General features: G+C 40.3%; 12 protein-coding genes. 9 read left to right on the forward strand and 3 right to left on the reverse strand.

Annotation, left to right across the window (positions count from 1 at the left end):
- Nucleotides 1-339 precede the first annotated feature (339 nt).
- The 3 genes from L656_RS0112135 to L656_RS0112145 all read left to right on the forward strand — a co-directional run bounded on the left by L656_RS0112135 (nt 340) and on the right by L656_RS0112145 (nt 2,408).
- Complete coding sequence (locus tag L656_RS0112135; protein ID WP_024599410.1) at nt 340-1,083, forward strand: ferredoxin--NADP reductase; 744 nt, start codon at nt 340-342, stop codon at nt 1,081-1,083.
- Nucleotides 1,084-1,334: 251 nt separating this feature from the next.
- The gene (locus L656_RS0112140; RefSeq protein ID WP_024599411.1) at nt 1,335-2,078 is read left to right on the forward strand and encodes a nuclear transport factor 2 family protein; all 744 of its coding nucleotides are present in this window, start codon (nt 1,335-1,337) and stop codon (nt 2,076-2,078) included.
- Nucleotides 2,079-2,087: 9 nt separating this feature from the next.
- A complete protein-coding gene (locus L656_RS0112145; protein ID WP_024599412.1) occupies nt 2,088-2,408 on the forward strand; it encodes a hypothetical protein in 321 nt (106 codons plus the stop codon).
- A 417-nt stretch (nt 2,409-2,825) separates the two neighbouring features.
- Here L656_RS0112145 and hemH read toward each other — a convergent pair whose 3' ends face one another.
- On the reverse strand, nt 2,826-3,845 hold the full coding sequence (gene hemH, locus L656_RS0112150; RefSeq protein WP_024599413.1) for a ferrochelatase: 1,020 nt from the start codon (nt 3,843-3,845) through the stop codon (nt 2,826-2,828).
- 74 nt (nt 3,846-3,919) lie between these two features.
- Nucleotides 3,920-5,248: an HD domain-containing phosphohydrolase gene (locus tag L656_RS0112155; protein ID WP_024599414.1), complete on the reverse strand. Its 1,329-nt coding sequence runs from the start codon at nt 5,246-5,248 to the stop codon at nt 3,920-3,922.
- 199 nt (nt 5,249-5,447) lie between these two features.
- Here L656_RS0112155 and L656_RS0112160 point away from each other — a divergent pair, with 199 nt between their 5' ends.
- From L656_RS0112160 to arfA, 3 genes are all read left to right on the forward strand, one after another.
- Nucleotides 5,448-6,401: a sensor histidine kinase gene (locus L656_RS0112160; RefSeq protein WP_024599415.1), complete on the forward strand. Its 954-nt coding sequence runs from the start codon at nt 5,448-5,450 to the stop codon at nt 6,399-6,401.
- A gap of 253 nt (nt 6,402-6,654) precedes the next feature.
- Nucleotides 6,655-9,195 carry a TonB-dependent receptor plug domain-containing protein gene (locus L656_RS0112165; protein WP_024599416.1) on the forward strand — a complete coding sequence of 847 codons (2,541 nt, stop codon included), beginning with the start codon at nt 6,655-6,657 and terminating at the stop codon, nt 9,193-9,195.
- A gap of 204 nt (nt 9,196-9,399) precedes the next feature.
- Nucleotides 9,400-9,600 carry a ribosome alternative rescue factor ArfA gene (gene arfA / locus L656_RS0112170; protein WP_024591136.1) on the forward strand — a complete coding sequence of 67 codons (201 nt, stop codon included), beginning with the start codon at nt 9,400-9,402 and terminating at the stop codon, nt 9,598-9,600.
- A gap of 496 nt (nt 9,601-10,096) precedes the next feature.
- Here the strand turns inward: arfA and L656_RS0112175 are convergent, their stop codons facing one another.
- Nucleotides 10,097-11,077 carry a helix-turn-helix domain-containing protein gene (locus tag L656_RS0112175; protein WP_024599417.1) on the reverse strand — a complete coding sequence of 327 codons (981 nt, stop codon included), beginning with the start codon at nt 11,075-11,077 and terminating at the stop codon, nt 10,097-10,099.
- Nucleotides 11,078-11,296: 219 nt separating this feature from the next.
- Here L656_RS0112175 and L656_RS0112180 point away from each other — a divergent pair, with 219 nt between their 5' ends.
- From L656_RS0112180 to eat, 3 genes are read left to right on the forward strand one after another with little or no spacing between them, the layout of a single operon-like run.
- Complete coding sequence (locus L656_RS0112180) at nt 11,297-12,703, forward strand: ethanolamine ammonia-lyase subunit EutB (RefSeq protein ID WP_024599418.1); 1,407 nt, start codon at nt 11,297-11,299, stop codon at nt 12,701-12,703.
- Entirely contained in the window at nt 12,700-13,587 is an 888-nt protein-coding gene (gene eutC, locus L656_RS0112185) for an ethanolamine ammonia-lyase subunit EutC (protein ID WP_024599419.1), read from the forward strand. The genes L656_RS0112180 and eutC overlap by 4 nt, the downstream gene beginning before the upstream one ends.
- Before the next feature lie 59 nt (nt 13,588-13,646).
- Nucleotides 13,647-15,050, forward strand: coding sequence for an ethanolamine permease (eat, locus tag L656_RS0112190; protein WP_024599420.1), 1,404 nt, complete (start codon nt 13,647-13,649; stop codon nt 15,048-15,050).
- Nucleotides 15,051-15,109 lie beyond the last annotated feature (59 nt).

Genomic DNA, 15,109 nt, shown 5'->3' on the forward strand with positions numbered 1-15,109 from the left:
TGGCTTGGTTCTTCTCATTTACTCCTCTTTCACTTCTCCTAGTGCAATAGTTTTTTAAGTAAATAATTCACTAGAGGTTGAGAGACGCAGCGCTTTTAAAGTGAGTGACAAAATACTCGTTTTTTGGTTTGGTTCTTCTGGATTACTGCTACTTCACTTTTCCTTATGCAGTTAATGGCTTTTTTCGCAGAGCTAATTATTCACATTATTTTATTGGTAAATACTGCATACATCACTGCTTTAAATCTAGTCATATTCTCCTGTAAGTCTTTGTCACTTAATGCTAATGTTTATGGAGTGAGTTATTTAAAACTTTAATGGCTAAACCAAGAGGTAACTATGTCTAATTGGGTTGAAGCAACAGTAAAAAGCGTAACATGGTGGAGCGAAACGCTCTTTAGCTTAACCGTTAATGCAAATGTAGAACCGTTTAAAGCAGGGCAATTTACAAAGCTTTCTATAATGGATGGCGACAAGCGCATTGCTCGGGCTTACTCATATGTGAATGCCCCTGAAAACCCCGACCTCGAGTTTTACCTTATTAACGTTATTGATGGTTTATTATCGCCCTGTTTAGCTAAATTACAGCCAGGCGAAACCGTACTTATAGAGCAACGCGCAACTGGCTTTTTTACCCTTGATGAAATACCACAAAGCGATCAGCTTTGGATGTTAGGTACTGGCACTGCCATAGGGCCTTTTTTATCGATATTACAACAGCCTGATGTGTGGAAAAAATACAAAAGCATAAACTTAGTACATGGCGTACGTTTTAATAACGATTTGAGCTATCAGGCACTTATTAACGAGCTATTACGAGTGTACCCAGCACAACTTAACTATATTCCTGTTGTAAGTAGAGAAGAGCCATTACAAGGCTTAAGTGGGCGAATTACTAGCGCTATTGAGAGCAACCGCTTGTTTGAACATGTAAAATTAAACCCAGAGCCTAGTAACGCGCAATTTATGATTTGCGGAAACCCACAAATGGTAAAAGACACAACCGCGCTACTTATCGATAAAAACTTTACGCGTAACCGCCGCAAAGCACCCGGTAACATTACAGTAGAGCAGTACTGGTAAGCTACAGTGGTGGTATTAACTACCCGATAACGTTAAAATTTGCTATGTTGCACCCTTATACCAATTTCATCAAAAATATGATCATTCTATCGCATTAAATAACTCACTAACTGCGTTAAAAATTATTCATATAGAACAACTATATGTCATAATTTTTGCCTTGTTATAGTGCTATTTTCTTAACGCTATAATAGGTTACTTATTTAATGCAATTGGTATTACACGTATTTAGTGTTCATTTTAGGAAAGTTATGAAACCGTTATCTATTATTTTTGCCTCGTTAATTACTACCGTTGCGCTTATTACTTACGCCGCAGAACAAAGCGAGCCTGAGCAAAAAGAGCAGCAAGTTGAAGCTCAAGCAAACGTTGAAAAACCGAAAGTTGAAGATGAGCAATCAACAACTCAGGCTAAAGCTGACGAGAAAGTAAATACGCTTGAATACAAAGCACCTGAGCTTAAAAAGCCAACAATTGATGCGACTAAACCAGACGATTCAAAAGTATTGGGTAACGAGCAGATTAAACCCACTGAAAAGCCTAAAAATAAAATAGAAAAAGCAGTGGCAGTAGCCGAAGCTGAAAAAGCAGTTACGCAAGCAAAAGAAGCGCTAACAGTTAAGCAGCAAACTAAAGCTAAGCAATCGCGCGAATCACTTGCGGTAGTAGAGCAGTTAGTTAAAGCCTATAACGCACGCAACATTGAAGAATTTCTTCGTGTATATGCCGAAGATGTTGAGTTTTATATTTTCCCTAATGAGCTATTATTTAAAGGTAAAGAAAAACTAATAGAACGTTATGGGCTAATGTTTAAAAAGTTAAAGTGTATTCACTCATCACCCATTAAGCGCATAGTGCACGGTGATATAGTGATTGATCACGAACTATCAGAAACCTGTTCAACTGACGAAAACGTGATTGATAAACGCTCAGAACTTATTTCGAGCTACCAAATTAAAGATGGGAAAATAGTACGCGTACTGTTTTTTAGATAAAGGCTATTAATGCAAATAAATGACGACAAAAAAATCCGCTTAATGTACCGCATTGAGCCCGGTTGCCTCGGCCCTAAGGGGGCTGAGCATGTTGAAGATTTTTGTCGTTTTGTAAATAAGCATATTAAGTCACCATTTTATGGCCAATTTGTATTTTTACCTCGTTACGATAAAACCATAGACGAGAGACAATATAGCGTTAACAGCCGTAATTTATCACTTGCTCAGGCTCGGGCTTATTTAAAACACTTTGATATTAATATTGAAGAATTTGAAGAACAGCTCGACGAGCTCCTCACCAAAGCGATTGATTTATATTTTAAACGATAGCATTGATTTGCTGTTGCTTAGGTATTGTCTCCCCTCAAAAGTACACTTTAATTATTATTAAAAGTATAAGTAATTTCTTTCACAAAGATAAGGTAATCAGTAATAACTGAGAAAAACCAAATCGGCCAATATGTATCACTTACTCTAAAAGCGCAGCGCCTCTTAACCTCTTTGTGAATAATTAGCTCTTTAAAAGCTTTTATTTGCACAATGAGAAGTAAAAGAGGAGTAAATGAGGAAGCCAAAAACAAAAACAGTATTTTTATGTTTTATCACTACTCTAAAAGCGCAGCGCCTCTTAACCTCTTTGTGAATTAATTAACTAAATATTTTAAAAGCCCTAAAAACAAAAAGCGGTGTTAATTTTAACACCGCTTAATGCGAAATATATTTAGCTATGTGCTTTAGTAAACCTGGTTACAACATAGGTTTTATAACATCAAACACAGCTTCTATATGGTCGTCTCTGTCGTTTAGTGCCGCTATGTAACGGTATTTTTCGCCGCCTGCGTTTTCGAATATTTCACGGTTTTCGCCTTCCAGCTCTTCAAGTGTTTCTAGGCAGTCGGCGCTAAAAGCAGGGCTGATAATAGCTACATCGGTAATACCTTCATCAGGTAAGGCTGCAAGAGTTGCGTCGGTGTAGGGCTTTAACCACTCGGCTTTACCAAATCGACTTTGAAAAGTACTAATTACTTTGTCTTTATCAAGGCCTAGTTTTTCGACAACTAAGCGTGTGGTTTGTAAACATAAGCAGTGGTACGGGTCGCCTCGCTCTAAAAACAATTTAGGCATACCGTGATACGAAAAAACAATTTTTTGTGGCATACCATTCGCTTCTAAATCCTCACTAATACTATTAGCAAGGGATTCAATGTAACGGGTGTTTTTGTGATAGCCATTAACAAAATGCAGCTCTGGCACCCAGCGCCATTTACGCAGTACGCTCGATACGGCATCAAAGGTTGAGCCTGTAGTTGGGCTAGAATATTGCGGATACATTGGCAGTATAATAATACGCGTTAAGCCTTTATCTCGTAGCTCTTCAAGGCCTGCCTCTATTGAAGGATTGCCATAACGCATAGCCATTACCACTTCAGTATTTGTATACCCTTGCTCTTTTAATAAGGCATTTAGCTTTACGCTTTGTTGGCGAGTGATGTGAGTAAGCGGTGAACCATTTTCGCTCCATATACTTTCGTATAATTTAGCCGAACGCTTAGGGCGCACACGCAAAATAATGCCATGTAATATTATCATCCATACTAGGCGTGGTATTTCTACAATGCGTGGATCTGATAAAAACTCACGTAAATATGTACGAAGCGCAGCCGCTGTTGGTGCATCGGGGCTACCTAGGTTAGTAAGCAGTATTCCCGTTTTTTGGTTAAAACGCCCATCATGGGGATTGTCAGTAACCGCAGAAAATCGCGACACAGAGAGCTCCTTCAAGCAAATTCAATTATGTATTTTACGCACATTGTAACGAAAAAAACTGCCGTTTAGATCAATCATTTAGCAGTTTTAACCATAATTCTAAATGGGGTTGGCTTTTTAGATTCTAACTGTTGGAGTTTTTCTATCGATTTGCGGCTAAATACGTGGCCTTTTGGCAACAACATTATACCTGCATGGCTGTGCAGAGCATGGCCGAGTGTCATTTGATCTTTTAGTTCATGGGCATTACAAATTAGCACTGATCCAGCTGAACTTTTTTGTTCGTGTAGTTTTGCATGGCTTGCTTCAAGCGCACGTACAATTTTGGGATGATAAAACGAACCACTGTAAAGCTTTACACCTTCAAGTGCATCATCGTGGCGCTGCTTTTCATCGCTTGCATTGCTCTGCTCAAATGCATCCCAGTAATCACGCGCTAACCCCAATACCATTGCTCCTATTGGTATGTCGTTTCCGGCAAGACCTTTGGGCATTCCATTACCGTTAAAACGTTCAAACTGATAATAAATAGCATCTGATAAATCGTGTAAATGTATTGCTGGCATTAGCATTAATTGTGCAGTACTTGGGTGAGTATAAAAGGTCTTACGTTGTTGCTCATTTAACCTGTTTAGCGGTTTTTTATAAAGCTCAGGGTCCATAGCAAGCAAACCTATTTGAGCTAAATAGCCAGCCATTGGAGCAAGATCAATGCTTTTTTGCGACAGGTTTAAATAAAGCGCTATTTGTGTGCAGGTATTTGCAATGTTTTGTGCTTTGTTGCCGTCTAGGTAGGGGTTTGCGTTAATAAAATTATATAGTAACTCTACAGTTGATTTGTGCTCTTGTTTTTCACGCTCGTTGGCGTCTTCAAGCTTTTTTAAAACTTTTTTAATTTGTAAAGTACGTTTATCTACTCGCTGCTCTAACGTGTTGTTTAGCTCTAGCAGCTCTTGGTTTTGCGCCTTAACTTGTGCTTCTAACTTTTGATTTTGTTTTTTTAGCGCAAATTTTTCAAGGCTATCTTTAATGCTTCGAAGTAATAAGTCGTTTTGCCAAGGCTTTTGAATATAGCCATTTATTTGACCTTGGTTAACAGCCGCTAGAGTTGTTTGTATATCGGCGTAACCGGTTAACAAAATACGTTGGGTGTCGGGTGCCAGCGCGCGCGCTTTTTCTAAAAACTCGGCACCGTTCATTACTGGCATACGCATGTCGCTAATAATTAAACCAAACTCATGATTTTTAAAAAGTGTTAATGCGTTTTGCGGATTATCGCAAACAATAACCGACAGGCCATTTACTTCAAGTAAACGGGTTAATGTGCGTAGTACTATTTCGTCATCATCAATGCAAAGTACATCAACCTGATTCATCGGTGTGTTTGGTGTTGCTTGAGTCATTGCGCCGCCTTTAAATTACTTCTGGCTAAATAATAGCTTAAAAAAATATTCTATGGTGAGTTTGTCCTGCCTTTATTTATAGCTGAATCTAAGTAATGTAGTTATTACCCATAAGTAGATAGTTGCTAACACTAAAGTTGCAAATTTGCGTGTAACCAACTAAACATTAAGTATAAAGTTATCTATATGGATGAAAGGAATGAATGGATCAGATGGTAATTTTGAACGTGCTTTTTTAAACGAACAAAAGCTGCGCTTGGCCGCAGAACAATTACTTAAAGATAAAAGCACCGTTTTAGTTGCCATAAATAATGAATTACAAAAAAAAGTAGCCGATTTAGAACATCAACAAATGCTGTTTGTGCAAACTGAAAAAATGGCAACCTTAGGAACGCTTTGTGCAGGCGTAGCCCACGAAATAAATACCCCGCTTGCCTATGCAATGAGTAATATAGAAAGCTTACAAAACTCTACCCCTTTGCTCATCACGCTGCTAAAACTTAACGAGCAATACTTAAATAACGAAATTAAAGAGAGCCGTTTTAAACACGAAATCGACATACTCAATTTACAGTATCCGTATGCGTGGCTTTATAACAACTTACAGGGACAAGTTAACGACAGCGTTGAAGGACTTAAACGAATAAAACAAATTGTGCATGACTTATTAAACTTTGCTCACCCCACCTCTTCGCAAGATAAACAACTAACCGATATAACGACTGGCGCTAATAACGCTTTAAGATTATTGAGTAACAAACTTAAGTTATGCGAAATAAAAACACGCTTTGAACCACTACCACTTATTTGGTGCAATTTATCATCTATTAATCAGATTTTTGTAAATTTATTAATGAACGCTTGGCAAGCATGCGAGCTTGATTTAGAAAAAGGCTGCATTATTGAGGTGAGTATTTTTGAACAAGGCACAAATATATGTATTGAGGTAAAAGATAATGGCTGTGGAATGAGTGAAGACACAATAGCACATATGTTTGACCCTTTTTACACGACAAAAGAAGTTGGAAAAGGTACCGGTATGGGTATGACACTTGTATACGCTATGGTGAACGATCATGGTGGAAAAATAGAAGTTAACAGCACATTAGGGACAGGTACGACCATCCGCTGCCTATTACCTCTAAAAGTATAAATAAACGAGCAAAACCACATTGTAAATAAAAAGTTAACCGACTAGCTTTTGAAGTTTAATGCTCTTTTAGCGTGTATTTTAATCTATTTGATGTGGTTTTTTCTCATCTTGAAATTTATTTGCATACTTAGACCAATAATTTAGTTTTTTTCATTTCTTTTTGTTTGCATATGTTGCTAGGATGTTTGCAACAGGTTGTGAGTATCATAACCACACACATATTATAAGAACACAAAAAAACAGGGTCGTCACTATGCCAACATACCGTTTAAACACACTTGCTGTAGCCGTTGCTTTCGCGTTTAGCGCACCAAGCGTTGTTAACGCAGAAGAAGCACCCGTGCAAGCTGCTAAAAACATTGAGCAAATTTCTGTATTAGGATCGCGTGTATCTAACCGTACCTCTACTGAGTCTTCTTCTCCTATTGATTTAATTGACGCTGATGATTTAACTAAAGGTGGTTTTACCGAATTAGGCCAAAGCCTGCAAGCGACAGCGCCTTCATTTAACTTTTCGCGTACACAAGTATCTGACGGTTCTGACCTATTTAGACCCGCAACACTTCGCGGCTTACAGCCAGATCAAACCCTTGTATTAGTAAATGGTAAACGTCGTCATAACCAATCAATTTTTGGTCTTAACGGTACAGTAGGCGCAGGTGCTGCGGGTACTGATATGAATGCTATTCCGTTAACAGCGCTTAAAGGTGTTGAGGTTTTGCGTGATGGTGCAGCGGCGCAATATGGTTCTGACGCTATTGCGGGCGTTATTAACTTATCTCTTAATAATTCAACAGGGATTACTACTGGTTTTGTGCAATACGGTGGCACAAGCGAAGGCGATGGCGATACTATTTCAGCCGGTTTAAACCGTGGTTTTGATTTAGGTAACGAAGGCGGCTTTATTAATTTGTCTCTTGAATATCGAGATGCAGATGGCACTAACCGCGCCGAGCGCGATACAGGTGGCTCGCTTAATGTTGAGCCTGGCACGCTAAGTGACGATGTGCGCTGGAGCCAAGGTAATTCAGAAAGTGAGTTTACGTCATTATTTTATAATATGGCCTTACCATTGGGCGACGGCGAGCTTTACTCGTTTGGTGGCTACTCAGAGCGTACGGCCCTAGGTAATGGTTTTTACCGTAACTTTAACGAAGCCTCTAAAAACGTAACACAAGTATACAGCGATGGTTTTTTACCGCGCATATATAACGAAGCACAAGATATTTCTGTAGCGGTTGGTTTTAAAGGCGATATTAACCCAGATTGGAATTACGATGTATCGGCTGTTTATGGCGAAAACCAATACGATTTTACATCACGTAATACTATTAACGCCTCTTATGCTGCTGAGTATTTATTTAATAACCCGAGTGCAAGTGATGCCGACATTGCTGCAAACTCAGGCCCTAGTGGCGGTTACTCAGGTGGTTTTAGGTTTGATCAAACAACCGTTAACCTTGATGTAAACGGTATTGTAGATATTGGCCGCAGTGAGCCTTTATATGTAACTGTGGGCGCCGAGTACCGTAAAGAAAACTACGAAATAGTTGCAGGCGATGAAGCATCATACGCGTGTGGGTTAGCAAATACAGATACCTCTTACCCATCAGTAAACGACCCGAATCAATTTGCTGAGTGTGGTTTTCAGGCTTATAACGGCCTGCGACCTGAAGCAACTAACGACAGCGATCGTAACAGCTACGCTGTCTATGTAGATGTAGAAACTATGATCACAGACGCATGGAACGTAAGTGGTGCGCTACGTTATGAGGATTTCTCAGATGCTGGCGACGATTTAATTGGTAAATTAGCAACACGCTATGAATTTTCAGATGACTTTGCAGTACGTGGTGCGGTATCTACTGGTTTTAGAGCGCCATCGCTTCAACAAAGTGGTTATACAGCCTTTACAACTAACTTAGGCTCAGACGGTACATTAACGCAGTCGTTTACGGCAAACACAGGTACAGCTTTTCCAAGTGCGTTAGGTGTAGATAGCCTAGAGCTTGAAACATCAACAAACTACAGTGCTGGTTTTGTTTACGATGTAACAAGCGAGCTTTCGTTAACGGTTGATTTTTACCGCGTAGAAATTGAAGACCGTATTACACTTGGCAGCTTACTTAGCGCTGACGATGTATCGTTTAGCGGTGATGCAGTTGCAGCGCTACAAGCAACGGGTGCAGTACAAGCTAACTACTTTTCAAACTCGGTTGATTCTACTACGCAGGGCGTTGATATTATTGCATCGTACCGTACAGACGTTGAAGGCGGTAATTTTGGTGTAACCTTTGCGGGTAACCTAAACGATACTAAAATTGACGGCGTAAATGCAGAAGACGGTATTCCTGAAGCAGTTGCATTTGACGACCTACAACGTAGCTTTTTTACAGACGGACAACCAAGTGAGCGTGCAACGCTTACCTTTGATTACGAGCGCGATGCATACACATCAACTATTCGCTTTAACTACTTTGGCGAAACAGACGTAAAATACTTTGGTAACGATCATATTTCATTACCAGGTGAGCTTTCGCCTACCGGTTCGTTTAAACCAACAAGTACGGTTGAATCTGCTGTGTTAGTTGATTTAAATGTTAGTTACCAAATTAACGACATGTTTGCGCTTTCGGTGGGTGCCGATAACGTGTTTGACGAAACGCCAGACGAGCTAGGTGACGACGAAGTACTTAACTTTATCACCAATGGTGCATTTAAATATCCTGTACGCGCATTGCCATACGGCTTTGACGGCAGAACGTATTATGCAAAAGTAAGCTTTAGCTTTTAATTTTTAAAGCAAATTAAACTACATTAAGCGCGGTTATTAACTGCGCTTTTTTTATGCTTTTTTATTATTAAAAAAGCACCTGTTGGGCATTAAAAATACTTGCGCGGTTGAAAATTAAGCCTACAATCGCCATTTCTTAAATAGGCTAATATAAAAGCCTTTTTATTATTTAACTTAAAATAACCATTAGTTGATAGGAAATATATGACTAAAAAATCTAAAGCAAAAACCGCAAGCAACAGCGCGGTAGACACAGGACGAGGCGTTATAAACCACAATGCACTGGCGGCGCTAGTAACCTCTAAATTATTTAAACCACAAGTGGTTAAAGCTAAAAAAGGCAAAGGCTCGTTTAAACGCAGCAACAAACATTCAGGACAAGAGTCCTATCTAATCGCGGCTTAAATAGCACCGATCAAATAGGACTTTTGAATATAGTAAGCGAGGTTTTATACCTCGCTTTTACTTTTAAAGCATTAAAGCCACGTTACATGAGCGCGAAATAAATTCGCACCTACGGGTTTGGTATTTGCACGATTGTAGGTGAGGTTTTATACCTCGCTATTAAAGCATTGAAGCCACATTACCTGAGCGCGAAATAAATTAGCACCTACGGGCTTGGTGTTTGCACGATGTAGGTGAGGTTTTATACCTCGCTATTAAAGCATTGAAGCCACATTACCTGAGCGCGAAATAAATTCGCACCTACGGGCTTGGTGTTTGCACTATGTAGGTGAGGTTTTATACCTCGCTTTCACTTTTAAAGCATTAAAGCCACGTTACATGAGCGCGAAATAAATTCGCACCTACGGGTTTGGTATTTGCACGATTGTAGGTGAGGTTTTATACCTCGTTTTAAAACATTAAAGCTACGTTACATGAGGGCGATGTAAAATCGCACCTACAAGTTTGTAGAGCACGGTGGTTCAAACTGCTGTGCTGAATTTTTAACTGTTTGTGATGGGTTTTCACCAAAAAGTTGCGTGTAATCTTTAGCAAATTGTCCCGCGTGCCAAAATCCCCAATTGGCTGCTATTACTGAAATTGGCTTATCTTGGTTTAATTTTTTCAGTTCCCGCCTTACATTATTTAAACGTGTTAAACGTAAAAATCGCAAAGGGTTAATTCCTAAAATACTCTCAAAGCTATATTGAAGTGTGCGCCTACTTACAAAGGTAAGCTCGCACAGCTCGGTTATGGTTATTGTTTTTTGTGGATTTGTGGTCACATACTCTTTTACTTTATCTACCACGGCTTTTCGACGTTTATAACTTGGCGCAATATTTTGCTGTGGATTATCCGCTTGTAATAAGTGTAGTGCCAACATGTTTAGCATATCTTGTTGTGATTCGGTTTTAAGTCCAAAGCCCTTGCCTACAACCATACTATTAATTATTTGCCTTGCCGTTTGCAATGATGAGTTGCTCACCGATAAGCGAGCTGATTGCGCAGATGACAGGTTTTTCAATGTTACACCTTGTAACTGCGCCATATATTCAATTGAGTTCCAATCGATTACCAAACCATAAATATTAAATTGCTCAGGGGTTATCAGTTCAAAGTCATTATCACTTGTACGGCACATAAATTGATTACTTGCCACATTTAGGCCATTAATTCTACTTTGCTGCGACTGATAAGGGATGCCAAGCCATACAGAATTGGGGGCTATGTTACATTGCTGACGAAGCGCTCGCTCGGTGTATTCTTTAAACACGTGAATATTGGCGTAATCCGTTTCTTCAATAAAACCATAAAAGCTGCCGTCGCTCATTTGATCGTATTTTTGCTGCCATTGAGTAAGGCTATGCGCTTGCTCGTCTATGTCATGTGTTTGCACCTTGCTCTTAAGTGGTGCGCCGTACCTATTTTGCTGCGCCATATAGGGGATGCTCTTTTTCGTTACACTTTTATTATGCTTAAGTTAACACCGCTTTGCGTATGCAACCAATTGAATTGGATTAATAAATAATCTTTTGCCAAAATTCGATAGTTACTTGGTACAAAATAAGCTGTCTTGTAACTATTCAAAATTGATTTATAGCTAAAATATAGCAAAACCTATACCAAGGTTTGTCATGTTAGTTATGTGGAGTAAATCATGGGGCAAGCGTACAGTTACACTTTAGGTACACATACTTATAAATTCGATAACTTAGCCCAGTTAATGGCTAAAGCAACGCCGCAGCGTTCGGGTGATCGCTTAGCGGGTGTAATTGCACAATCGGCGCAAGAGCGCGCTGTAGCACAAATGGCATTGGCCGATGTACCTCTTAAAACATTTTTAAATGAGGTACTTATTCCCTATGAAGATGACGAAATTACACGTTTAATTATTGACGAGCATGATGCGAATGCTTTTATGGCTATTGCACATTTAACCGTAGGTGACTTTCGTAATTGGCTTTTAAGCGACTTTGCAACACCCGCTGTGCTTGCAAGTATAAGGCAGGGTATTACACCCGAAATGGCTGCAGCTGTTAGCAAAATAATGCGCAATCAAGATCTCATATTAATTGCTAAAAAGTGTCATGTTACGAGTGCTTTTAGAAATACCATTGGCCTTCCAGGGCATTTATCTACACGTTTACAACCAAACCACCCTACTGATGATATTAACGGTATTGCTGCATGCATGCTCGATGGTCTGCTATACGGTAATGGCGATGCCGTAATAGGTATCAACCCTGCAACCGATAATGTTGCTCAAGCCATTAAATTAATGACGCTAATGGATGATGTTATTCAAAAATATGAAATACCAACCCAAAGCTGTGTACTCACCCATGTTACTAACACGATTGAATGCATAGAAGCAGGTGCACCGGTTGATTTAGTGTTTCAGTCGATTGGCGGCACAGAGGCTACTAATTCAAGTTTTGGCTTTAATTTAAATACCTTAGCCGAAGCGCAAGATGCGGCCTTGAGTTTAAAGCGCGGTACTGTTGGCAATAACGTGATGTATTTTGAAACCGGGCAAGGCAGTTCGCTTTCAGCAAATGCGCATCATGGGCTTGATCAGCAAACGTGTGAAGCTCGCGCTTATGCCGTTGCTCGTAAGTTTAACCCGTTACTTGTAAATACCGTGGTGGGGTTTATTGGCCCTGAATATTTGTTTGATGGTAAGGAAATTACTCGAGCAGGACTTGAGGATCATTTTTGCGCTAAGTTACTAGGTATACCGATGGGGTGCGACGTGTGTTACACCAATCATGCAGAGGCCGATCAAAACGATATGGATAACTTGCTAACGCTATTAGGCGTTGCAGGTTGCTCGTTTGTAATGGGAATACCTGGCTCTGACGACATTATGCTTAATTACCAAACTACGTCGTTTCATGATGCATTATATGTTCGTCGTGTTCTTGGCTCTAGACCCGCCCCTGAGTTTGAGGCATGGCTGAGCAAAATGAAAATTATGCAAAGCACTTCCGATATTACACTTTCAGATACTTTGCCTCCCGCTTTTGCCAAACCTCTGGGTGCAATTACTGGAGGTGGCTCATGAAATCAAGTTCAAAACAGAGCACTCCTTTAGATAACTCAGTAAACGAGCATAAAAATAACGGTAATGTAGTGCACAACCCTTGGAGTGATTTACGCCGCTTTACCGATGCGCGTATTGGTCTTGGCCGCGCCGGTATAAGTTTGCCAACCTCAGAAATGCTGGCTTTTCAGCTATCTCATGCACAAGCGCGCGATGCGGTGAGCTTTCCGCTAGATATTAACGAAATGACTGAGCAACTGGGTAGTATTAGTGCTCTAAAAGAGGTTGCTCCTCCCCTGCATTTACACAGCCAAGCTACTGACAGGGTTACTTACCTTCAGCGACCCGATTTAGGCCGCAAGCTTAATGACAATGGTAGGCAAATACTTCTCAGCTATATGAATAAACAAAAACACACTACGCAGGCTAAATACGATTTAGCGATTGTCGTGGTTGATGGACTCTCGTCGTTGGCGGTACAAAAAAATGCATACCCATTTATAACAGAGCTATTAACGCACCTCACAACAGACAAGCAATTTAAAATTGCTCCCATTACTTTGGTTGAGCAAGGGCGAGTAGCGATTGGCGACGATATAGGTGAGCTGCTAAATGCGCAGGTGGTTATGGTGTTAATAGGAGAGCGCCCAGGACTTAGTTCGCCAGATAGCCTTGGCTTGTATTTAACGTGGGAGCCCAAAACAGGACTTAACGATGCATGTCGTAATTGCATATCGAATATTCGCCCTGCAGGCCTGTCTTATGCTGAAGCGGCTAGGCGCGCACTGTACTTATTACGTGAAGCTAAAAAACTAAAACTAACTGGGGTTAATTTAAAAGACCGCACACAAGACGATGTCATTGAGCATCAGGTTTCAACCACTAACTTTTTAATTGCTGAGTAATTTTAATTAAAAACACGTGAAATAAAACAATAAAAACTAAACATCAACGGAGAAGGGTTATGTCTACTAATAATACAGAGTACCTTGCTAAAAGACAGTTAAAACGGGGTACTGCGGGATGGTTATTACTCGCAGGTTTGGGTGTGTCGTATGTAATATCGGGTGACTTTGCAGGCTGGAACTTTGGTATTGCTGAAGCCGGTTGGGGTGGCTTTGCTATTGCAGCAGTATTAATGGCAGTTATGTATTTAGCGCTAGTATTGTCGCTTGCTGAAATGTCAGCTGCAATACCTGCTGCAGGCGGTGGTTATAGTTTTGCGCGTCAAGCTATCGGGCCAGCGGGAGGCTATTTAACCGGACTTGCCGTATTAATTGAATATGCCTTAGCGCCCGCTGCTATTGTTATTTTTATAGGCTCTGCAGTTGAAGCCCTTACCGGATTTAATGGCCCATGGATATATGCATTATTTTACTTACTATTTGTGGGCATTCATTTAGCAGGCGTAGGAGAAGCACTTAAAGTAATGATGGTAATAAGTGGTTTAGCGGTATTAGCTATTATTGCGACCGCATTTGTATTAATCACAAATTTTGATGCATCACGCTTATTTGACGTCCCCGTAACCGATGCAGTGGGAGCCAGTGAATTTTTACCTTTAGGTTGGTACGGAGTTTGGGCTGCATTACCGTTTGCCATGTGGTTGTTTTTAGCGGTTGAAGGTGTACCGCTTGCTGCAGAAGAAGCAAAAGATCCCGCTAAAGATGTGCCTAAAGGCATAATTGGTGCAATGATCTTTTTGTTATTTACTGCATTTTTAGTGGTAGTTTTAGTACCAGGTGCTGGCGGTGCGGCTGCAATGGGCGCAAGTGCAGTGCCTTTAGTTGATGCATTAAACGCATCGGGTAGTGAGGGCTTAGCAACCGTTGTAAATATATTAGGGCTTGCGGGGTTAGTCGCTTCATTCTTTTCTATAATTTATGGTTATAGTCGCTTAGTGTTTGCTTTATCTAGAGCCGGTTATTTACCGCGTTCGTTGTCTATTACTACTAATCGCAAAGTGCCAGCACGTGCGTTAATTGTACCGGCAGTATTTGGTTTTTTAGTATCACTCAGTGGCGAGGGTGACTTAATACTCGCAATGGCTGTAGTGGGAGCAACGGTATCGTATGCATTAATGGCGCTGAGCCATATTTTGCTACGCGTTAAACAACCTGATTTACCTCGCCCGTACAAAACTCCTGGTGGTGTAGTTACTTCAAGTATTGCTTTAGTGCTTTCGCTTATAGCATTAACGGGGGTGTATGCATTTGACCCTCGTGCATTTTTATACACTATGGTGCTGTTTATTGTGGGTGCGGCTTATTACTTTGGCTATAGCTCAAAGCACTTAGTTGCTAAAAGCGCGGACGAAGAATTTGCAATGCTGGCGGATGCAGAATCTGATTTAGAAATGGCTAAGTAGACATTAATAGCTATTAAATATAAGTGAGGCGACCCCTCACTTATATTTTTATGCACGCT

The organism is Pseudoalteromonas sp. TAE56 (assembly GCF_000497955.1).
Classification (GTDB): domain Bacteria; phylum Pseudomonadota; class Gammaproteobacteria; order Enterobacterales; family Alteromonadaceae; genus Pseudoalteromonas.

Excerpts from the sequence above, each read along its gene's own strand:
- L656_RS0112165 (WP_024599416.1), top strand. The coding sequence starts at position 6,655 with ATGCCAACATACCGTTTAAACACACTTGCTGTAGCCGTTGCTTTCGCG.
- L656_RS0112135 (WP_024599410.1), top strand. The coding sequence starts at position 340 with ATGTCTAATTGGGTTGAAGCAACAGTAAAAAGCGTAACATGGTGGAGC.
- L656_RS0112180 (WP_024599418.1), top strand. The coding sequence starts at position 11,297 with ATGGGGCAAGCGTACAGTTACACTTTAGGTACACATACTTATAAATTC.
- L656_RS0112175 (WP_024599417.1), bottom strand. The coding sequence starts at position 11,077 with ATGGCGCAGCAAAATAGGTACGGCGCACCACTTAAGAGCAAGGTGCAA.
- L656_RS0112160 (WP_024599415.1), top strand. The coding sequence starts at position 5,448 with ATGAATGGATCAGATGGTAATTTTGAACGTGCTTTTTTAAACGAACAA.
- L656_RS0112140 (WP_024599411.1), top strand. The coding sequence starts at position 1,335 with ATGAAACCGTTATCTATTATTTTTGCCTCGTTAATTACTACCGTTGCG.
- L656_RS0112145 (WP_024599412.1), top strand. The coding sequence starts at position 2,088 with ATGCAAATAAATGACGACAAAAAAATCCGCTTAATGTACCGCATTGAG.
- eutC (WP_024599419.1), top strand. The coding sequence starts at position 12,700 with ATGAAATCAAGTTCAAAACAGAGCACTCCTTTAGATAACTCAGTAAAC.
- L656_RS0112155 (WP_024599414.1), bottom strand. The coding sequence starts at position 5,248 with ATGACTCAAGCAACACCAAACACACCGATGAATCAGGTTGATGTACTT.
- eat (WP_024599420.1), top strand. The coding sequence starts at position 13,647 with ATGTCTACTAATAATACAGAGTACCTTGCTAAAAGACAGTTAAAACGG.
- arfA (WP_024591136.1), top strand. The coding sequence starts at position 9,400 with ATGACTAAAAAATCTAAAGCAAAAACCGCAAGCAACAGCGCGGTAGAC.